General features: G+C 50.2%; 15 protein-coding genes. 8 read left to right on the top strand and 7 right to left on the bottom strand.

Features of this window, described 5'->3' with window-relative positions:
* Nucleotides 1-10 precede the first annotated feature (10 nt).
* The 5 genes from NXV01_RS19370 to NXV01_RS19350 form a co-directional block, all read right to left on the bottom strand.
* Nucleotides 11-1,246 carry a DNA recombination protein RmuC gene (locus NXV01_RS19370; protein WP_195649605.1) on the bottom strand — a complete coding sequence of 412 codons (1,236 nt, stop codon included), beginning with the start codon at nt 1,244-1,246 and terminating at the stop codon, nt 11-13.
* Nucleotides 1,246-2,100, bottom strand: a complete 855-nt coding sequence (gene map / locus NXV01_RS19365) for a type I methionyl aminopeptidase (RefSeq protein WP_259023075.1) — start codon at nt 2,098-2,100, stop codon at nt 1,246-1,248. Before map ends, NXV01_RS19370 begins: the two co-directional genes overlap by 1 nt.
* A 304-nt stretch (nt 2,101-2,404) precedes the next feature.
* Nucleotides 2,405-3,472 (bottom strand): hypothetical protein, encoded by a 1,068-nt coding sequence (locus NXV01_RS19360; RefSeq protein ID WP_259023074.1) that lies wholly within the window; start codon nt 3,470-3,472, stop codon nt 2,405-2,407.
* A 265-nt stretch (nt 3,473-3,737) separates the two neighbouring features.
* Nucleotides 3,738-4,361 carry a DUF4858 domain-containing protein gene (locus NXV01_RS19355; RefSeq protein ID WP_217722094.1) on the bottom strand — a complete coding sequence of 208 codons (624 nt, stop codon included), beginning with the start codon at nt 4,359-4,361 and terminating at the stop codon, nt 3,738-3,740.
* A gap of 114 nt (nt 4,362-4,475) precedes the next feature.
* Nucleotides 4,476-6,116 carry a B12-binding domain-containing radical SAM protein gene (locus tag NXV01_RS19350; protein ID WP_259023073.1) on the bottom strand — a complete coding sequence of 547 codons (1,641 nt, stop codon included), beginning with the start codon at nt 6,114-6,116 and terminating at the stop codon, nt 4,476-4,478.
* Between the two features lie 352 nt (nt 6,117-6,468).
* Here NXV01_RS19350 and NXV01_RS19345 point away from each other — a divergent pair, with 352 nt between their 5' ends.
* Both NXV01_RS19345 and NXV01_RS19340 read left to right on the top strand, forming a co-directional pair.
* Nucleotides 6,469-7,704 carry a site-specific integrase gene (locus NXV01_RS19345; protein ID WP_004291422.1) on the top strand — a complete coding sequence of 412 codons (1,236 nt, stop codon included), beginning with the start codon at nt 6,469-6,471 and terminating at the stop codon, nt 7,702-7,704.
* 11 nt (nt 7,705-7,715) lie between these two features.
* Nucleotides 7,716-8,078 (top strand): hypothetical protein, encoded by a 363-nt coding sequence (locus NXV01_RS19340; protein WP_004291423.1) that lies wholly within the window; start codon nt 7,716-7,718, stop codon nt 8,076-8,078.
* Between the two features lie 77 nt (nt 8,079-8,155).
* Here NXV01_RS19340 and NXV01_RS19335 read toward each other — a convergent pair whose 3' ends face one another.
* Entirely contained in the window at nt 8,156-8,461 is a 306-nt protein-coding gene (locus NXV01_RS19335; RefSeq protein ID WP_004291424.1) for a helix-turn-helix domain-containing protein, read from the bottom strand.
* A gap of 31 nt (nt 8,462-8,492) precedes the next feature.
* Nucleotides 8,493-8,792, bottom strand: coding sequence for a helix-turn-helix domain-containing protein (locus NXV01_RS19330; protein WP_004291426.1), 300 nt, complete (start codon nt 8,790-8,792; stop codon nt 8,493-8,495).
* Between the two features lie 201 nt (nt 8,793-8,993).
* Here NXV01_RS19330 and NXV01_RS19325 point away from each other — a divergent pair, with 201 nt between their 5' ends.
* From NXV01_RS19325 to NXV01_RS19300, 6 genes are all read left to right on the top strand, one after another.
* Nucleotides 8,994-9,356 (top strand): helix-turn-helix domain-containing protein, encoded by a 363-nt coding sequence (locus tag NXV01_RS19325; protein ID WP_004304264.1) that lies wholly within the window; start codon nt 8,994-8,996, stop codon nt 9,354-9,356.
* Nucleotides 9,357-9,359: 3 nt separating this feature from the next.
* Nucleotides 9,360-9,710, top strand: coding sequence for a helix-turn-helix domain-containing protein (locus NXV01_RS19320; RefSeq protein ID WP_004291454.1), 351 nt, complete (start codon nt 9,360-9,362; stop codon nt 9,708-9,710).
* 20 nt (nt 9,711-9,730) lie between these two features.
* Nucleotides 9,731-11,302, top strand: a complete 1,572-nt coding sequence (locus tag NXV01_RS19315) for a DUF3945 domain-containing protein (RefSeq protein WP_004291455.1) — start codon at nt 9,731-9,733, stop codon at nt 11,300-11,302.
* Between the two features lie 60 nt (nt 11,303-11,362).
* Nucleotides 11,363-13,450: a type IA DNA topoisomerase gene (gene topB / locus NXV01_RS19310; RefSeq protein ID WP_004291456.1), complete on the top strand. Its 2,088-nt coding sequence runs from the start codon at nt 11,363-11,365 to the stop codon at nt 13,448-13,450.
* A gap of 162 nt (nt 13,451-13,612) precedes the next feature.
* Entirely contained in the window at nt 13,613-14,065 is a 453-nt protein-coding gene (locus NXV01_RS19305; protein WP_004304266.1) for a DUF1896 domain-containing protein, read from the top strand.
* Nucleotides 14,055-19,871 (top strand): N-6 DNA methylase, encoded by a 5,817-nt coding sequence (locus NXV01_RS19300; protein ID WP_259023072.1) that lies wholly within the window; start codon nt 14,055-14,057, stop codon nt 19,869-19,871. The genes NXV01_RS19305 and NXV01_RS19300 overlap by 11 nt, the downstream gene beginning before the upstream one ends.
* The last annotated feature ends 233 nt before the right edge of the window (nt 19,872-20,104 follow it).

Raw genomic sequence — 20,104 nt, 5'->3', positions numbered from 1 at the left:
ATAATATCAGTTAGTAATCTGTCGAATCGTCCTCTACGTCAATGGGGAGAATCTTTTGGCTTTCTTCATGCGGCAACTGTTCCACTTGCCGCAGTTTGCGTTCGATGGCACGTGTCCGTTTTCCCATGACTTCTTCGAGTTGGTCACCAGCGCTTTGTAGGTTCTTTTGTACTTTTTCAAGCAACCCTCCGAATTTACTGAATTCTGTTTTGACAGCTCCCAATACGGTCCAGACTTCTCCGGTACGTTTTTGGATAGCAAGCGTGCGGAAGCCCATCTGAAGACTGTTGAGAATGGCGCCTAATGTTGTCGGTCCCGTAACTACAATCTTATACTCCTTTTGGAGTGTTTCGATGAGACTGGTACGACGGATTACTTCAGCATATATGCTTTCAAATGGCAGGAACATAATGGCAAAGTCTGTGGTAAACGGCGGGTCTACATATTTATCATGGATGTCTTTTGCCATCTTTTTGATTGTATTTTCCAATTGCTTGCCGCACGATTCCATCAATGCTGTGTCTCCCGCTTCGAATGCGTCGTAGTATTGTTCGTATACATCTTTGGGGAATTTGGCGTCGATGGGGAGGTAGACGGTGCTGTTGGCGTCATCTTTTCCCGGAAGTTTGATGGCAAACTCCACAAATTCGGTTCCGCTCTTTTTCGTTTTGACATTGGCGTCGTACTGTTCGGGGCTCATCATTTGTTCTAAGAGTGCACCCAGTTGGACTTCGCCGAACGTGCCTCTCATCTTTACGTTGCTCAATACCTTTTTCAGCCCACCGACATCTTGGGCGAGAGATTTCATTTCTCCCAGTCCTTTTTGTACGTTTTCAAGTTGCGAACGGACGATTTCGAATGATTGGCCGATACGTTCGTTAAGTGTTTTTTGTAACTTTTCCTCTACCATCAAACGCATATCGTCGAGACGTTTTTCGGTGGATTTCAGCAATGCTTCCTGCTGGCGGGCCATCATGTCGAATTTCTGTCGTTGCAGTTCTCCGGTAGTCATCATATTCTTGTGCAGAACATCTTGGAGCTGTTGCATATTCTGGTTCAGCGTTTGCGTCATTTCCATGCGAAGTTCCCGGATGCTGCGGTTCAGTTCTTCCCGGTTTTCCTGCATTTGCTGGCGCAAGGCTATTTGTAATTGTTCTGCTTGAGTTTGATTGTTGCCTTTGGTTAGTGATAATACAAGTAGGACTATCACTAACACGGCAATAACAATAAGTAGAATCAGTTCCATCAATATGTCAGAATTTCGTTTCCGGTTTCCGTTATCAGAATCATATTTTCCCATTGGGCGGAAGGCAGTCCGTCGTCGGTGCAGACAGTCCATCCGTCGGCTTCGTCTATGAATACTTCATAGGTTCCCATATTAATCATAGGTTCGATGGTGAAGGTCATGCCCGGCACAATCATCATGCCCGTACCCCAGCGTCCGAAATGTTCTACGTCCGGTTCTTCGTGGAATTGCATTCCTACGCCATGTCCGCAGAGATCACGGACTACGCTGAATCCGTTCTTTTCGGCATGTTCCTGAATGGCAGCGCCTACATCACCCAGCTGTTTCCAAGGTTGGGCGGCGGCAATGCCTATTTCCATACATTCTTTGGTTACCTGTACCAACTTTTGCATTTCAGGGCTGACGTCACCGATCATAAACATACGGGATGCATCGGAGAAATACCCTTTGTAAATGGTGGAAACATCCACATTGATGATATCTCCGCTTTTCAGAATCTCATTTTTATTGGGTATTCCGTGGCACACTACATCGTTGATGCTGGTGCAGACGCTTTTGGGAAATCCTTCGTAGTTGAGTGGGGCAGGGATAGCACCATGACTGGTAGTAAAATCATATACGAGCACATCAATTTCTTCGGTGGACATGCCTTCCCGGATATTTTCCGAAATATAGTCCAGCAGTGCAGTATTGATTTTGGCACTTTCACGAATCCCTTCCAGTTGTTCGGGAGTACGGAGTACTTTGCGCGGTGGGAGTTTGTAACCTTGCTTTCTGTATTTCTGTATTTTTGCTTCTACTTCAGCCGGATAATTAGAGGGAGTAAACCGGAATCCCTTGATAAAGTTCTTCATTATGATAGCATATTTAATCGTATGACAAATTTAGATAAAATCTCTGATTTTTAGGCCAGTTGTGATAAAAAGTCAAGCTCTTCGGCACAATTCCCCGTCTAATATTCGCGCTCTAAGCACACTGATTCGTATATTGAGGTTGTAACTTAAAACTCTTCATTATGAATAGACCAGACAGAACTGCGGGGATTAACGTTCACAAAGATAGTGTATTTATTTGTGTCATCGATCATTTACACCGGTCAAAAGTACAAATCTATATTCTTAATTAAAAGTCCGACAATCGATTGTCCCTTAGATAATCTTAATTAGAATTAGCCTCTAACCACTTCTTTATAGTCTTCTTCGTAGTTTGTTGTAACCCTTCAAATTGATGAGGATCCTCATTCGCATATCGTATTTTCTGATTCTGGTCATCTTGAAGATCTTCATACAATCTTATCGCAAAAAAGTTATCTTCTTCTGTCGCCATCTTCTCGATCAATAATGGTATAATTTCCCTTCCCATAGCCTTTAATTCTGCATATTGGGGCAATTGTCTTGTAGTAGCTGTATTACTACTAAAAGACCATGTCCATGCTTCTTTCCATTCATTAAACAAAGATTCAAACATTGACCTCTTACTAATTGCACGTGCCTTTTGGGAGATTATGGCCAGTTCACTCCGTGAAATAGTTATATTTTCTTGAGTAGACTCATGCATTTTCCTGATTTCTTCAGCGTTAATATCTCCCTGACTACTATGCCATAACAACCACGTTTGCCCCATCTTAGAGCGCTGGGAGTTACTATGTTTAAAATCACATAAACTTGCATGTAAAGGAGTGGGCCCCTGACTCCAAATTACCGGATATTTTTTTTCTGTTCCAAAGTCACTATCGCTATAATCATAATAAGCATGATACTTTGCTCTCGCATTGCCATATCCGAGATATAAATCGTCCCAGTTATAGAACTCTATCCACGAATAAATCCCCATCGAATATGCATAACAATTGTACAGTCCAGACCAGTTGTTCCAAACAACCGTATTAGTATAATCAACACAAGTAAATGCTTTTTGTAACTGAACTTTTTCTTGGGTAAAAAGTGGACGCGGCAAGCTGTTTCTAATAAGCTCTATCTGCTCTTCTGTTAGTTGATAGTCCCATCCATCTTTTAAAAGATATCCTGTTACATGATCTCTAGTCTTTGGAAAAGAACTAATAATGCTATCAATATATTCCATAATTTCAAGGCTATCAAGTAAATTAACAGTTTGTGCAGTCAATTCATTAGCCGGCTTTGCAGATTCCTCAACGGTACTTACAATGTCTTCACTGCTACAAGCGAAAAGACACAACAGAAAACACATAAAGGTTAAATGTTTCATATCATAAGTGTTTATGTGAATACTATACGAATTTATATATATTTTTCGACATATCCCAATACCTCTCAACTTTTTTTATCACAATCTATGATATTTCATTTTTCCGATTTTGAGCAACATATTTAAAGGGCTCAAAACAACACTAAAGTTGCAGAATATGCGCTATTAGCATCAATCAACGTATTTTAAATGTACGCAACTGGTCAATAGTAGAATAGAAAGTGGGATTCTCCCAGTTACGGGAAATCATGGATGTTATAGATTTTTACCATTCGTATGAAACGCTAACTTGAGGTATCCATTCCCATCTTTTTCGTATAGCATTATATTGGTATTGCATCCCTGTTTTGATTTTCCAGTTTTTATTTATTTTGAAAATGACATTACTTCCAAATTTGGTTGGTTCCACTTCGGAGGGGAGCCCGCGATATCTTCGGGTATCGAGGTTTTGTGAACCATATATGTCGAGAGACCATTTGGAGGACAATTTATATTCCATTTGGCTTTGGATATGAAAATGATTGGGATTTTCCGCAAAGTCGCTTTTACTATGCAGAATAAGATTCTTGTTTATTCTTAGCCAGGAATAAGTGGGTAAAAAGGTGGAACCTGGCTTTCGGAACATCTTGTATGTGTGAATAGAAGGTTTCGAAAAGATTGTGGAAGATTTTAAAGTGGGTAGTGTGGGATCAAAATCTACAAATGGTTTTCGAGAGTACATGTTTTGCTCTACTTTTTCGATGAACTTTCTATTTATGTTGATCTCCTGATCGGATTCCAGCATTTGCTGAAGTTTCAATGAATCTTGTTGGTTCCATTCTTGTCCTGCTGCGGATAAGGGGAACAATAATAAACAAAGAATATTCAATTGATATTTTCGAATGTCCATACTGTGTTGTGCTAGTAGAGTTTATTGTATGGACGATGGAAAACAGGAAATGCTGCTCTAAACGATCAATGAATAGTAATTATTTCACATAATATGGGAATACTTCTCTTTTATTTATGATAGTTTTTTAGCTTTGAAAACCGGTTGTATCTTCTGAATCTCCGATTCAAAACCAAACCAGTAACCATGTCCTTCTTCATCGGTGGGAAGGAAACATAATCGTAGATTCTCGCGATATGCTCCATATTCTATTTCCCAGCTTTCAGGTGGTAGCTGTCTTTTGGTCCTTACTTTTTCTGCCGGAGCCTTTTTTAATGACATACCCGCTTCTATCCATGCAATGCTGACTTGTGCCAGGTAGTCGGGATAATGATTCTTGCAGAAATCATAGAGGATTAATCCTCTTTTTTCCAGACTAAGAGGGGTGTCAATGACATCTGTTTGAACTAAATGGTCGAGTAACTCATGTATAAAATGAGGGTTTTCCAGAATGAGTATCCGTGTGATGCTTCGCCAAGTGGGAGTATTATAGAAACCGTCTAACAGGCGGGACAGATAATGTGCTGTCTGTAGTTCATCTACGGTGATTTCACGAGTTTGAAGAACTTCGTATGGAGGGAGTGGGGAGTACTGTATGCCTAACTCGTCCGCTCTTCTTTTCATTTCGGTGCCCGGAAGTAATTTGAGGGATTCCAGTTGAATTTCTCCTGCGCCATACTCTGCTAAAGTACGGACATCATCGAAAATCTCTGATAGATGGTAGAGTGGGAGTCCTGCTATCAAGTCGGCATGAGTTTCCATGTTTTTAAGTGAACATAGATATTTAAGTCCGGCCAGAGCGTCGGAAAGTTTTCCTATTCTCCGGCTTTGTTCAAGCACGTTTTCCCGTAGGCTTTGGATTCCGGCTTCCAGATGCAGCAGTCCTTTAGGGAGGGTGGCTAATTCCTGTTGGAGTTCATCGGAAAGGAGTGCGGGATGAATTTCCAGATGGAAACAGATATCCGGGTATTCGCGGAATAGATTTAGTAATTCTTTTGCCCGTTTGTTGTTGTAATTGAACGTGCGGTCCAGTACCCTCACGTTCTTGATTCCGTGTTGGTGTATTACGTCGAGACGTTTCCGGGTTGCTTCAAGAGATAGGGTGCGAACTGGCTTTTCACCTCCACTGACACAAAAGGCACAGGTGTTAAAACATCCGCGGGTGGTTTCTAACTGTACAAAAGGTTTGCTCCAGTTGAAGAAACGGCTCTTTTCGGGGGGAACCAATTCGGAAAACTTCATAACGCGGGCGAGTCCGTTGTCATGATATCCTCCCGATTCGTCCAGATAACAGAGTCCTGTGATTGATTTCCATTCTTTTCTTGGCTGATTCCACACTTTTAACCATAAAGGAAATACTTCTTCGCCTTCTCCGCGAAACACTCCGCTTACAAATTTGTTCTTATATAAGAAAGCTTCATTATCTCCTAAAAATTCGGGGCCTCCGAGTATGACACAACAGTGAGGTAGTAATGCTTTTGCGCGTGAAACGATGTGTAGGAGTTGCTCGTGATTAAATAGCCAGTTGGTAGCTGCGATGATGTCCGGTTGATGACGGTAGATTTGATTGACGACACTGCCCGTATTTTCATTGATAGTGGCGGAGACTACGCACCATTCAATAGTGGTATCGTCTGCTATTTGAGCATGGAGTGCAGGGAGTGCCAATGAGGAGTGTGCGTACGAACTATTTAAATCAAGCCAAAGAAGTTTCATGTGGAAAATTTAATATTACTATTGCAAAGTTACTACAAAAAAGTGAAATGCGGAAAGATATAGTGATAGAATTGAGTTACAAGGGTTTTGGTTGAAGTGGCGATAATCCGTGAAGCCATTACAATCCCTGCCGAAGCCAAATCCTGACGCCGCTACGTTACTTGTTCGTAACCATGCCCGAAAATGCGACAAACGGGTACGAATAGCGAAACAAGGCTCTAAGGAATAGTGAGTTATCCATAACTCATGCGAAAAATCAGGTTACGGAAAAAGATTGCGCCGTTCCTCCCCGTTTTGCGTACCAACACCGGACTCTTCACCAACTAATTTTGAAACCCAAAAATTAAGGACAATGAAGAGTACATTTTCAGTAATCTACTACCTCAAGCGTCAGGTAGTGAAAAAGGACGGGACAGTTCCCGTCATGGGACGCATCACGGTGGACGGCAGCCAGACACAGTTCAGCTGCAAACTGACTGTCGATCCGAAACTGTGGGACACCAAAGGTGGACGTGTCACGGGCAGAAGCACGGCGGCACTCGAAACGAACCGTATGCTTGACAAGATGCGGGTACGCATCAACAGGCATTATCAGGAAATCATGGAGCGTGACAACTTCGTCACGGCGGAGAAGGTGAAGAACGCCTTTCTCGGACTGGAACACCGCTACCACACGCTGATGCAGGTGTTCCGCCAGCACAACGAGGACTACGAGAAGCAGGTGGAGGCAGGCATGAAAGCCAAAGGCACGCTGCTGAAGTACCGCACCGTTTACAAGCACATGCAAGAGTTCCTCGACATCCGCTACCATGTGAAGGACATCGCCCTAAAAGAGCTTACCCCGGCTTTCATCTCCGACTTCGAGATGTTCCTGCGCACGGACAAGCACTGCTGCACCAATACCGTGTGGCTGTACGTCTGCCCGTTACGGACGATGGTATTCATCGCCATCAACAACGAGTGGCTGACGCGCGACCCGTTCCGCGAGTATGAAATCAAGAAGGAGGAAACAACACGCAGTTTCCTGACCAAAGATGAGATCCGCCTGCTGATGGAGGGGAAACTGAAAAACGCCAAACAGGAATTGTACCGCGACCTCTACCTGTTCTGCGCCTTCACGGGGCTGTCGTTCGCGGATATGCGCAACCTTACGGAAGAGAATATCCGCACCTACTTCGACGAACACGAGTGGATAAACATCAACCGCCAGAAAACGGGCGTGGTGTCCAACATCCGCCTGCTCGACATCGCCAACCGCATAATCGGCAAATACCGGGGACTGTGCGGGGACGGCAGGATATTTCCCGTTCCGCATTATAACACGTGCCTTGCCGGTATCCGTGCCGTCGCCAAGCGTTGCGGCATCACCAAGCATATCACGTGGCATCAGAGCCGCCACACGGCAGCCACGACGATATTCCTCTCCAACGGTGTTCCCATCGAAACGGTCAGCTCCATGCTCGGACACAAGAGCATAAAGACGACGCAGATTTACGCAAAGATAACCAAAGAGAAGCTCAATCAGGACATGGAGAACCTTGCCGCAAGATTGAACGGCGTCGAGGAATTTGCAGGTTGCACCATCTAAAAAGAAAAGCCATGAAACGTGACACAATCATCATCGAGGACAAGGCAGTCAGCGTAACCGGTAACGACGTGTGGATGACCGCCACCGAAATAGCCGGATTGTTCCATACGACCGTCCCGGCAGTGAACGCCGCCATCAGAGCCGTCCGCAAGTCGGACGTGCTGAACGACTACGAGGTGTGCCGCTACATGCAGCTTGAAAACGGGCTGCACGCGGACGTGTACGCCCTTGAAATCATCATCCCGGTCGCTTTCAGGGTGAATACCTACAACACCCACCTGTTCCGCACATGGCTGGTGGGAAAGGCACTCTCACAAGAGAAACGGCAGACATACGTGATGTTCATACAGAACGGAAAAGCCGGGTATTGCTGATTGCACATACCCCATAAGACAAGTAAACGGGTAGCACCACAAAAGGTGTCACCCGTTTACTTTTTCATGAAACCGCCTCACTCCAGCGGCTTGCGGTAGTTCGCTTCCAGTACCCCGCGCAGCCCCGTTTCCGGGTAAAGCACCTTCCCTCCCAAAAGTATGAAGGGCAACACGCGGTTGTTGCGGTATTCCTGCAAGGTGCGCCGGCTCACACGGAGCAGTTCCGACACCTCGCCGTCCGTCAGGTAACGTTCCCCGTCCAGCGGAGGACGGTAGCTTTCCAGAAATGCGGACAGCCATTTCGAGCCTTTGCGCATATCCTGCACCACAGAGGCTATCGGCTCGTCTTCCATCGTAAAAACATCGTTGTTCTCGTTCATCATAACTTCGGATTCAGTGGGTGAATAAATCAAATCATCTGCCGTGCGGATAGAGCGTGCCGACAAGCGGTATCAGCCGCTTCACCTCCTCTGGCTTGTAATAGAACCTGCGGTTTATCTGCGAGTAGCCGATAAGCCGCCTGTCACGCAGCGTCTGCAACGTGCGCGGGCTTATTCTCAACTGCCCGCAGACCTCCTCGCCCGTGAGCCATCTTTCCATGCGCCCCGTGTCGCTTTTGCGCCTCAGGGCGGCGACCTTCTCCGAGAGTGCGCCGAATGCCGCCACCATCATCTCGAAAGTCTTTTTCTCGATAGATACTATTTCCATATTCATGTCATTTAGAGTTTGCCGCAAAGGTAACGAAACGGCATACAAGACGTATCGTTTTCCGCTGAAAGGCTGCCTGTTGCGCCGTTTGACCGGGTTACGGAGCCATCTTCCGCAAAAATCTTACGTGAGTCACGTAGTGAGTTGTTAAAGCCCCTTTTGTTTATTGCCGAATTTTGTCGCAGAAACAAAAAGAAAGGACTGAACATGAAAGTGATAACAATGGAAAGTTCCGCCTACAAGGAGATGATGGCGCAGATTGCGAACATCGCAGGGTACATCCGCGAGGCAAGGGACGAGAAGAAACGGAAGCGGGAAACCGAAGACAAGCTGCTTGACACGGCACAGGCGGCGAAGATGCTCAACGTGAGCAAGCGCACCATGCAGCGTATGCGCACCGACCACCGTATCGAGTATGTGGTGGTACGCGGAAGCTGCCGCTACCGCCTTTCCGAGATACTGCGGCTATTGGAGGACAACACAGTAAGGAACGAGGAAGGGACAATAGACACCCTGTTCCACAACCACACGCTGCGCACGGGCGGCAAACCAAAAGGAAGGAGGACATAGGTCATGGAACTGCTCACACGAAACAACTTCGAGGGCTGGATGCAGAAGCTGATGGAACGGCTCGACCGTCAGGACGAACTGCTGCTGGCGATGAAGGCTGAGGGGAAACAGCCCACTATCACGGAAAGCATCCGCCTTTTCGACAATCAGGATTTGTGCATGTTGCTCCAGATAAGCAAACGCACCCTCCAACGCTACCGCAGCGTAGGCGCATTGCCCTACAAGACGCTGGGCAAGAAGACCTATTACAGCGAGGAGGACGTGCTGACATTCCTTTCCAACCATATCAAGGACTTCAAAAAGGAAGATATAGCCTTCTACAAGGCTCGTATCCATAATTTCTTTCATAAATAACCCATTAAAACATTTTTCAGATGGCAAAGAAAAAAGACGAAAAGGACGTGCTGGTAGTCCGTGACGAGAAGACAGGCGAGATCAGCGTGGTAGCCGGGCTGAACGCGGACGGCACACCCAAGCGCACCCCCGCAAAAGCGGAGAACGCGCAGAGTTTCCTGCAATTCGACCGACATGGCGACGTGCTGGACAACTTCTTCAAGAACTTCTTCCGGCAGTGCAAGGAACCCAGCCGCTTCGGTTTCTACCGCATTGCGGCAGACCAAGCTGAAAATCTCTTAGAGGTGATGAAGCAACTGCTGAAAGACCCCGAAGCGAACAAGGAGCTGCTCGCCCCTCACAAGGTGGACACCTCCGACTATGAGAAGAAGGTGCAGGAAGAGATGGCAGCACAACAGACAGAGAAACAAGAACCTCAAAAACAGGAGAACATGGAACAACGGAAAGAACAGCAACAGGACAAATCCGAACAGATGCAGGGCAAACGTGGCTACCAGCCCATCGACGAGAGTAAAATCAACTGGCAGGAGCTGGAGGACAGATGGGGCGTAAAGCGGGACAACCTTGAAAAGTCCGGCGACCTTACGAAGATGCTCAACTATGGCAAGTCCGACTTGGTAAAGGTCAAACCGACCTTCGGCGGCGAATCATTCGAGCTGGACGCCCGCCTCTCCTTCAAGAAGGACGGTGAGGGAAACATCAGCCTCGTGCCGCACTTCATCCGCAAGGAGCAGAAGCTGGATGAGTACAAGGAACACAAATTCTCCGACAATGACCGGAAGAACCTCCGCGAAACGGGCAATCTCGGTAGGGTCGTGGACATTGTGGACAGGGAAACGGGCGAGATCATCCCCTCCTACATCAGCATCGACCGCAAGACGAATGAAATCACGGACATTCCGGCAAGCAGGGTGCGCATCCCGGAGCGCATCGGCAAGACGGAAATCACCACGCAGGAGCGGGACATGCTCCGCGCCGGACTGCCCGTACGCGACAAGCTCATCGAGCGCAACGACGGCAGAAAGTTCGTCACCACCCTGCAAGTGAACGTGGAGCAGCGCGGCGTGGAGTTCGTGCCGGGAACCGGCAAGTCGCCCCGTACCGCACAGACACAGGAAACCAAAGGCGACACATCGAAAAGTCAGGCGCAGGGCGGGGAAAATGCCGCACAGACCAAGAAGGAGCAACGCCGCAACACGTGGACGAACGAGGACGGCAGCATCCGCCCCATCAGCAAATGGAGCGGCGTGAGCTTCACCGACCAGCAGAAAGCCGACTATGTGGCGGGTAAAGCCGTGAAGCTGGAGAACGTGACCGACAAGCAGGGCTTCCATGCCACGATGTATATCAAGTTCAACCCGGAGAAGGGACGCCCGTACCGCTACGACACGAACCCTGACAATGCACAGCAGGTTGCTCCGTCCAACGAGAGCCGCACGCAGGTGGCGGTGAACAACGATGGCAAGACCAACGAGGCTACAAAGAATCTGAGAGAGCCGTTGCAGAAAGGTCAGACCAACCCGAAGGACGCCCGCCAGCAACAGCAGCAGGAGAAGCCGCAGAAGAAAACGGGCAAGGGCATGAAAATGTAATCCCGTGTCCGCCACTGAATCCAAAATAAAATCCAAAGTATCAACAAAAAAGAAGAAGACATGAAGACAATCATTGCAGAAAAGCCCTCCGTGGCACGTGAAATCGCCCGCATCGTGGGCGCGACAAAGAGAGAGGAAGGATATTTCGAGGGAGGCGGTTATGCCGTGACATGGGCATTCGGACACCTCGTTCAGCTTGCCATGCCCGACGGCTACGGCGTGCGCGGATTTGTCCGTGACAACCTCCCGATTATTCCCGACACATTCACGCTCGTCCCCCGTCAGGTCAGGACGGAGAAAGGTTACAAGCCCGACAGCGGCGTGGTGTCGCAGATAAAAGTCATCAAAAGACTGTTCGACACAAGCGAACATATCATCGTGGCGACCGATGCCGGACGCGAGGGAGAGCTTATCTTCCGCTACCTCTACCACTATACGGGTTGCACCACTCCTTTCGTGCGCCTGTGGATCAGCTCTCTCACCGACAAAGCTATCCGCGAGGGACTGCGGAAACTCGAAGACGGCAGCAAATACGACAACCTCTACCTCGCCGCCAAAGCGCGGAGCGAATCCGACTGGCTCGTGGGCATCAACGGCACACAGGCGTTATCCATCGCCGCCGGACACGGCACGTATTCCGTGGGGCGGGTGCAGACACCAACGTTGGCTATGGTATGTGAACGCTACTGGGAGAACCGCCGCTTTACGTCCGAAGCATTCTGGCAGCTCCATATCGCAACGGACGGTTGCGACGGCGAAGTCGTGAAATTCTCATCCTCCGAGAAATGGAAAGAGAAAGAACCGGCGATGGAACTATATAATAAGGTAAAGGCGGCAGGTTGCGCCACTGTCACGAAAGCCGAGCGCAAGGAGAAGACGGAGGAAACTCCCTTGCTCTACGACCTGACCACGCTCCAGAAAGAAGCCAACGCCAAGCACGGCTTCACGGCGGAACAGACGCTTGAAATCGCGCAGAAACTCTACGAAAAGAAGTTGATAACCTATCCGAGAACGGGAAGCCGCTACATCCCCGAAGACGTGTTTGCCGAAATTCCCAAACTGCTCGCTTTCATCGGCACACAGCCCGAATGGAAAGACAAGGTGCGGGCAAAAGCCGCCCCGACACGCCGCAGCGTGGACGACGGCAAGGTGACAGACCACCATGCCCTGCTCGTCACGGGTGAGAAACCGCTCTTCCTCTCCAAAGAGGACAATACCATCTATCAGATGATTGCCGGGCGCATGGTCGAGGCATTCTCTGAGAAATGCGTCAAGGATGTGACCACTGTCACGGCGGAATGTGCCGGAGTGGAGTTTACCGTAAAAGGCAGCGTCGTGAAGCAAACCGGATGGCGTGCCGTCTATGGCGAGGAAAAAGAGGAAATTACCATCCCCGGCTGGCAGGAAGGCGACACGCTGACACCGAAAGGCTCGTCCATTACCGAAGGAAAGACCAAACCCAAGCCGCTGCATACCGAAGCCACCCTGCTCTCGGCAATGGAAACGGCGGGCAAGGAAATTGAGGACGACGCACTGCGGCAGGCGATGAAGGACTGTGGCATCGGTACTCCCGCCACACGCGCCTCCATCATCGAAACGCTTTTCAAGCGCGGTTACATGGAACGCTGCAAGAAGTCGCTTGTTCCCACCGAAAAAGGACTTGCCCTCAATTCCGTCGTCAAGACGATGCGCATCGCCGATGTTGCCATGACGGGCGAATGGGAAAAGGAGCTGGCGCGTATCGAGCGCGGGGAACTGTCCGACGACACCTTCCGCAAGGAGATAGAGGCGTACACACGTGAGATAACCTCCGAACTGATCTCGTGCGACAAGCTCTTCGGCAGCCGTGACTCCGGCTGCGCGTGTCCCAAGTGTGGCACGGGCAGGATGCGGTTCTACGGCAAGGTGGTACGCTGCGACAACACGGAGTGCGGACTGCCCGTGTTCCGGCTGAAAGCGGGACGCACCCTGTCCGACGATGAAATCAAAGACCTGCTCACCGAAGGGCATACCAAGCTGCTCAAAGGGTTCAAGAGCAAACAGGGCAAGAGTTTCGATGCTGTTGTCGCCTTTGACGGGGAATATAACACGACTTTTGTGTTCCCGGAGGCTAAAAAGGACAAGAAATTTTCAGGACGGAAGAAATAGTATTAACTTTGCCACTTGTTCAGAGTAATGAATTGTTCTTCGATACCGGATTACACTCATACTTTGGATTTAGTGGTGGCACTCGGAGGGATACCGAGTGCCTTTTTCTTCCTTTTTCCAACCGATTATCCCGTTAATTATCAATCCGCTAAATCCAAAGTAATGAACAACAAGAAGAAAAACGAGGGTCAGACCGACTTTTCCTATTACGGTCTGTACCTGCTGGACTATCTCCGCACGAACAAGTTTGAACAGGCTGACGACACCGCTTTCATACGGGAACGGGCCGACCGTGCCGCCGAAACGTATGAGAGGGCACGGCTTGAAGGCTATCCCGCCGATGGTGCGCAGGAACTGGCGATGGACACGCTGCTGCGCGGGCTGCATTATTCCCGTTACGCCATCCTCCGCGAAGTCGTGGAAAACGAGTTTGCCGATGAAGTGCCGGAAGAGAAGCGTGAAGCCTTTGTCCTGAAACTGCTGCCGCTTGTCGGCAACGTGTTCTCCGTCTATGACCTCTCGGATGACAATTTCGCCCTGTCTTCCGATTACGACCTGCTCTACACGGAGCTGACGGGAGCAACCGTCCTTTACTTAGACGAATATGGCGTTTAACCGCAAACAGAAACTGCGGGACAACATCGAGGCGATACGGACGGCATTCATCCTTGACAGGGAAAATAGGACAGCGACAACCGAAGAGCGTGCCATACTTCAAAGGTACTGCGGTTTCGGCGGTCTGAAATGTATCCTCAACCCTGCAAAGGAACTGACGGATGCCGTCCGGTGGGCGAAATCCGACCTCGAACTGTTCGCCCCGACGGTGGAGCTGCACAGGCTTATCCGTGAGAACAGCAAGGACGAAACAGAGTACAAGCGGTTTGTGGATTCGCTGAAAGCGTCCGTGCTGACCGCTTTCTACACCCCCAAAGAGATAACCGACACCATCGCGGACGTGCTGGCAGATTACAGCGTCCGCCCCGCCCGTATGCTCGAACCGTCGGCAGGTGTCGGCGTGTTCGTGGATTCCATGCTGCGGCACAGCCCCAATGCGGATGTGATGGCTTTCGAGAAGGATCTGCTCACGGGTACAATCTTGAGGCATCTCTATCCCGACCAGAAAATGCGCACCTGCGGTTTTGAGAAAATCGAAAGACCGTTCAACAATTATTTCGACTTGGCGGTGTCCAACATTCCGTTCGGTGACATTGCCGTGTTCGACGCGGAGTTTCAGCGGAGCGACTCTTTCGGCAGACGCTCCGCCCAGAAAACCATCCACAACTATTTCTTTCTCAAAGGACTGGATGCCGTGCGTGACGGCGGTATCGTGGCGTTCATCACCTCGCAAGGGGTATTGAATAGCACCAAGACCTCCGTGCGTAACGAGCTGTTCAGTCAGGCCAATCTGGTATCCGCGATACGCCTGCCCAACAACCTGTTCACGGACAACGCGGGCACGGAGGTGGGCAGTGACCTGATTGTCCTGCAAAAGAACCTCAGCAAGAAGGAAATGTCGCAGGACGAGCGGCTGATGACCGTGATACAGACGGACACGAAAACCGCCCTGACCGACAACGCCTATTTCATCCACCACCCGGAACGCATCGTGCATACGATGGCGAAACTTGACACAGACCCCTACGGGAAGCCCGCTATGGTTTATCTGCACGAGGGCAAGGCAGCAGGCATCGCCGGGGATTTGCGCCGTATGCTCGACGAGGATTTCCATTACAGGCTTGCCATGCGCTTGTATTCGGGTTCAATCCGGCAGGCAGGAACGGAAGAAAAAGTTGCCGTTCAAAATAAAGTAGAGCGTCCTGCCATAAAATTGGAAACAGTATCCTCGGCGCAGACGGTGGAAACTCCGACAGAAAAGCCGCAACCCGCAGATGAAAAGCCGGAGATAGAACCGCGCCCGCAATATTCCGCAGGCGTGCAGCTCACCCTGCTTGACCTCTGGGGGATGACGGAAGAGGTCAGCCAACCGAAAACCTCCAAAAAGAAAAAGACGGTGAAAAAGGCAGTTACGGCAAAGTCCACTCCGCCCAAACCGAAAGTCACGGTTACACCGACAGCTCCAACTGCAAAACCCGCAATGGAGAATAAGGAGGTGAAAGCGGAGAACACCGCCAAGCCTGCCGACCCGGACGACATCTATGCCACACTGGACTGGGATACCAATCCTCCCATCAACGGTTTCTATGAAATGATGATGGGTTTGACGCCGGAGCGTAGGAAAGAACTTCGGGAACTGGCAAGGCAGCATAACGAGAAACAAGTGGCGGAAAAGACGGAAGTGAAAGCCGTGCCGGAAACTTCCCGTGAGCAGCCACGACAGGAGGAAACACAGCCGGAGGCAGTCGCCGCACCTGCCGTTACAGATACCCCATCGGAAGCGGTGGGGACTTTCCTTTTCCCCGACATCGAAGCGGAAAAGCCGAAGGAGGAAGTCGTGGACCTTTCTCCGCGTGCCTACCACCGCACGCCGGAGATGCACCTGCGCGAAGGGTCGCTGGTGGCTGACCGGGGGCGTCATAACATCGGCTACCTGAAAGACATCACGCCATACGGGGCGACATTCCAGCCGCTCGACCTGAAAGGATACCAGAAGGAAAAGGCGTTGTTGTATGTGTCGCTGCGTGACGCCTACGAGCGTCTGTACCGTTATGAATCGCTCCGGCGCGAGGCAAATGTTCCGTGGCGAGAGCATCTGAATACCTGTTACGATGAGTTTGTCATGCGCTACGGCAACCTCAACGCCAAGCAGAACGTGAAGTTAGTGATGATGGATGCGGGCGGGCGCGACATCCTTTCGCTGGAACGGATGGAAAACGGAAAGTTCGTCAAGGCGGACATCTTCGAGCATCCTGTTTCCTTCGCGGTGGAGAGCCATGCCAACGTAGGCTCTCCCGAAGAAGCCCTGTCTGCGTCGCTCAACAAATATGGTACGGTCAATCTCGACTATATGCGGGAGATAACCGACAGCACGGCGGAGGATTTGCTCACTGCCCTGCAAGGGCGCATCTACTACAATCCGCTCGTGACCGGTTACGAAATCAAAGACCGTTTCATCGCCGGAAATGTCATAGAGAAAGCGGAACGCATAGAGGCATGGATGGGTGACAATCCCGAAAATGAGCGTATGCCGGAGGTGAAGCAGGCGTTGGAGGCTCTGAAAGATGCCGAGCCGCAGCGCATCGCCTTCGAGGATCTGGACTTCAATTTCGGGGAACGCTGGATTCCGACGGGTGTCTATGCCGCCTACATGAGCCGGCTGTTCGACACGGAGGTGAAAATCGCCTATTCCGCAAGCATGGACGAGTTTTCGGTGGTGTGCGGCTACCGCACCATGAAAATCACGGACGAGTTTCTGGTGAAGGGGTATTACCGGAACTATGACGGTATGCACCTCCTAAAACACGCCCTGCACAACACCTGCCCTGACATGATGAAGTCCATCGGCAAGGACGAGCATGGCAACGACATCAAGATGCGCGACAGCGAGGGAATACAACTCGCCAACGCCAAGATTGACGAGATACGAAACGGCTTCTCCGAATGGCTCGAAGAGCAGTCGCCGCAGTTCAAGGAGCGGCTTGTGACGATGTATAACCGCAAGTTCAACTGTTTCGTGCGCCCGCGCTACGACGGCTCCCATCAGACCTTTCCCGACCTCAACCTGAAAGGGCTGGCAAGCCGGGGTATCAAGAGCGTCTATCCCTCACAGATGGATTGCGTCTGGATGTTGAAACAGAACGGCGGCGGAATTTGCGACCACGAGGTGGGAACCGGTAAGACGCTGATAATGTGCATCGCCGCGCATGAGATGAAGCGTCTGAATTTGGCACACAAGCCGATGATTATCGGGCTGAAAGCCAACGTTGCGGAGATTGCAGCCACCTATCAGGCGGCATATCCCAACGCACGTATTCTGTACGCTTCGGAGAAGGACTTTTCGACCGCCAACCGTGTGCGCTTCTTCAATAATATAAAGAACAACGACTACGATTGCGTCATCATGTCGCACGACCAGTTCGGCAAGATACCGCAGTCGCCGGAATTGCAGCAGCGCATCCTGCAAGCAGAGCTTGACACGGTGGAGGAAAACCTCGAAGTGCTACGGCAGCAGGGAAAGAACGTGTCGCGGGCGATGCTGAAAGGATTGGAGAAGCGCAAGCACAACCTTGAAGCGAAGCTGGAGAAGGTGGAACACGCCATAAAGTCACGCACGGACGACGTGGTGGATTTCAAGCAGATGGGCATCGACCACATCTTCATAGATGAGAGCCACCAGTTCAAGAATCTGACTTTCAACACGCGCCACGACCGTGTGGCGGGATTGGGAAACAGCGAGGGAAGCCAGAAGGCACTTAACATGCTCTTTGCCATACGCACCATACAGGAGCGCACAGGAAAAGACTTGGGTGCGACCTTCCTCTCCGGCACGACTATCAGCAACTCACTGACTGAATTGTACCTGCTGTTCAAGTACCTGCGCCCGAAGGAGCTGGAACGGCAGGACATAAGGTGTTTCGACGCTTGGGCGGCGATATTTGCCAAGAAGACGACGGATTTTGAATTTAACGTGACGAACAATGTGGTCCAGAAGGAGCGTTTCCGCTACTTCATCAAAGTGCCGGAGCTTGCCGCCTTCTATAATGAAATCACGGACTACCGCACGGCGGAGGATGTGGGCGTTGACCGTCCTGCCAAGAACGAGATACTGCACCATATACCGCCCACGCCGGAACAGGAGGACTTCATACAGAAACTGATGCAGTTCGCCAAGACGGGCGATGCCACCTTGTTGGGCAGGCTGCCGCTTTCGGAAACGGAAGAAAAGGCGAAGATGCTCATCGCCACGGACTATGCCCGGAAAATGGCACTCGACATGCGCATGATAGACCCGAATTACGAAGATCATCCCGACAACAAAGCGAGTCACTGTGCCAAGATGATCGCGGAGTATTATCAAAAATACGACGCCCAGAAAGGCACGCAGTTCGTTTTCTCTGATTTGGGGACATACCAGCCGGGCGACGGGTGGAACGTCTATTCGGAAATCAAGCGCAAACTGACGGAGGACTACGGTATACCGCCAAGCGAGGTGCGCTTCATTCAGGAGTGCAAGACCGACAAGGCGCGGAAGGCGGTGATAGACGCCATGAACGCCGGGACGGTGCGTGTGCTGTTCGGCTCTACCTCTATGCTCGGAACGGGTGTGAACGCCCAGAAACGGTGTGTGGCTATCCATCATCTCGATACGCCGTGGCGACCGTCCGACTTGCAACAGCGTGACGGACGCGGAGTTAGGGCAGGTAATGAGATTGCCAAACATTTCGCCGGGAACAACGTGGATGTAATCATCTACGCGGTGGAGAAGTCACTGGACAGCTACAAGTTCAACCTCCTGCACTGCAAGCAGACTTTCATAAGCCAGCTCAAAAGCGGTGCGATGGGTGCGCGTACCATCGACGAGGGGGCAATGGACGAAAAATCGGGCATGAATTTCTCGGAATACATGGCGTTGCTCTCCGGCAATACCGACCTGTTGGACAAGGCGAAACTGGAAAAGCGGATCGCATCGCTCGAAGGGGAACGCAAGTCGTTCAACAAGGGCAAGCGTGATTCGGAGTTCAAGCTGGAGTCAAAGACCGGCGAGTTGCGCAACAACACGGCTTTCATAGATGCCATGACGGAGGACTGGAACCGCTTCCTGTCGGTGGTGCAGACCGACAAGGAGGGCAACCGCCTTAATATAATAAAGGTGGACGGAGTGGATTCCGCCGATGAGAAGGTCATCGGAAAGCGTTTGCAGGAGATAGCCAAGAATGCCACGACCGGAGGGTTGTACACGCAGGTCGGTGAACTTTACGGTTTTCCGATAAAGGTGGTGAGCGAAAGGATACTCAAAGAGGGATTGGAGTTCACCGACAACCGCTTCGTGGTCGAGGGGAACTACAAGTACACCTACAACAACGGGCATCTGGCGATGGCTGACCCGTTGGCCGCCGCCCGCAACTTCCTCAACGCGATGGAGAGGATACCCTCCATCATCGACCAGTACAAGGCGAAGAACGAGGTGCTGGAGATGGAGATACCGCAGTTACAGGAGATAGCGGGTAAGGTGTGGAAGAAGGAGGACGAGCTGAAGCAGTTGAAGTCCGAACTTGCCGCCCTTGACCGAAAAAATCAGCTGGAGCTTGCGCCACCCACGCCCGAAGTCGCAGAAAAGGAGAATGAAGGGCAACAGCTCAAGCCGGAAGCGGAAGATGTGAGGAACAGGCAGGCGCAATATCCCGAAAATGCACCGCCGCAGATACGCAGTCCGGCGGATAGTATCGTTGCCAACCATGTCATAATCGGGCGTCCGGGACTGTATGCCAAGGAGGAAACCCGGTCCAAAGGATTGAAAATATAACCTAAGGAATTTTATCTGAAGTATTAATAAGGGCTATCCCAAAAGGTCTAAAAGTAAATTTTATCCTTTCTGCAAGTATCTATAGGATGGCAACTGCATTTTTTTCTTTTTGGGCAGCCCTTATTAAAATTTATTCTTATTTTAGGTTATATACATTCATGTCCATTTATGTAAAAAATTCCTGCTGACCTTGTTTATGTCTTGTCAGTCACCATTTGCAAAACCATATTTGA

The sequence above is a fragment of the Bacteroides sp. BFG-606 genome (assembly GCF_024788145.1).
Taxonomy (GTDB): Bacteria; Bacteroidota; Bacteroidia; order Bacteroidales; family Bacteroidaceae; genus Bacteroides; species Bacteroides vicugnae.
The sequence above is the reverse complement of the archived record's forward strand: the minus strand, read 5'-3'. Positions and strand labels throughout refer to the sequence as shown.

Excerpts from the sequence above, each read along its gene's own strand:
- NXV01_RS19345 (WP_004291422.1), top strand. The coding sequence starts at position 6,469 with ATGAAGAGTACATTTTCAGTAATCTACTACCTCAAGCGTCAGGTAGTG.
- NXV01_RS19320 (WP_004291454.1), top strand. The coding sequence starts at position 9,360 with ATGGAACTGCTCACACGAAACAACTTCGAGGGCTGGATGCAGAAGCTG.
- NXV01_RS19360 (WP_259023074.1), bottom strand. The coding sequence starts at position 3,472 with ATGAAACATTTAACCTTTATGTGTTTTCTGTTGTGTCTTTTCGCTTGT.
- topB (WP_004291456.1), top strand. The coding sequence starts at position 11,363 with ATGAAGACAATCATTGCAGAAAAGCCCTCCGTGGCACGTGAAATCGCC.
- NXV01_RS19355 (WP_217722094.1), bottom strand. The coding sequence starts at position 4,361 with ATGGACATTCGAAAATATCAATTGAATATTCTTTGTTTATTATTGTTC.
- NXV01_RS19325 (WP_004304264.1), top strand. The coding sequence starts at position 8,994 with ATGAAAGTGATAACAATGGAAAGTTCCGCCTACAAGGAGATGATGGCG.
- NXV01_RS19350 (WP_259023073.1), bottom strand. The coding sequence starts at position 6,116 with ATGAAACTTCTTTGGCTTGATTTAAATAGTTCGTACGCACACTCCTCA.
- NXV01_RS19305 (WP_004304266.1), top strand. The coding sequence starts at position 13,613 with ATGAACAACAAGAAGAAAAACGAGGGTCAGACCGACTTTTCCTATTAC.
- map (WP_259023075.1), bottom strand. The coding sequence starts at position 2,100 with ATGAAGAACTTTATCAAGGGATTCCGGTTTACTCCCTCTAATTATCCG.
- NXV01_RS19335 (WP_004291424.1), bottom strand. The coding sequence starts at position 8,461 with ATGATGAACGAGAACAACGATGTTTTTACGATGGAAGACGAGCCGATA.
- NXV01_RS19300 (WP_259023072.1), top strand. The coding sequence starts at position 14,055 with ATGGCGTTTAACCGCAAACAGAAACTGCGGGACAACATCGAGGCGATA.
- NXV01_RS19370 (WP_195649605.1), bottom strand. The coding sequence starts at position 1,246 with ATGGAACTGATTCTACTTATTGTTATTGCCGTGTTAGTGATAGTCCTA.
- NXV01_RS19330 (WP_004291426.1), bottom strand. The coding sequence starts at position 8,792 with ATGAATATGGAAATAGTATCTATCGAGAAAAAGACTTTCGAGATGATG.
- NXV01_RS19340 (WP_004291423.1), top strand. The coding sequence starts at position 7,716 with ATGAAACGTGACACAATCATCATCGAGGACAAGGCAGTCAGCGTAACC.
- NXV01_RS19315 (WP_004291455.1), top strand. The coding sequence starts at position 9,731 with ATGGCAAAGAAAAAAGACGAAAAGGACGTGCTGGTAGTCCGTGACGAG.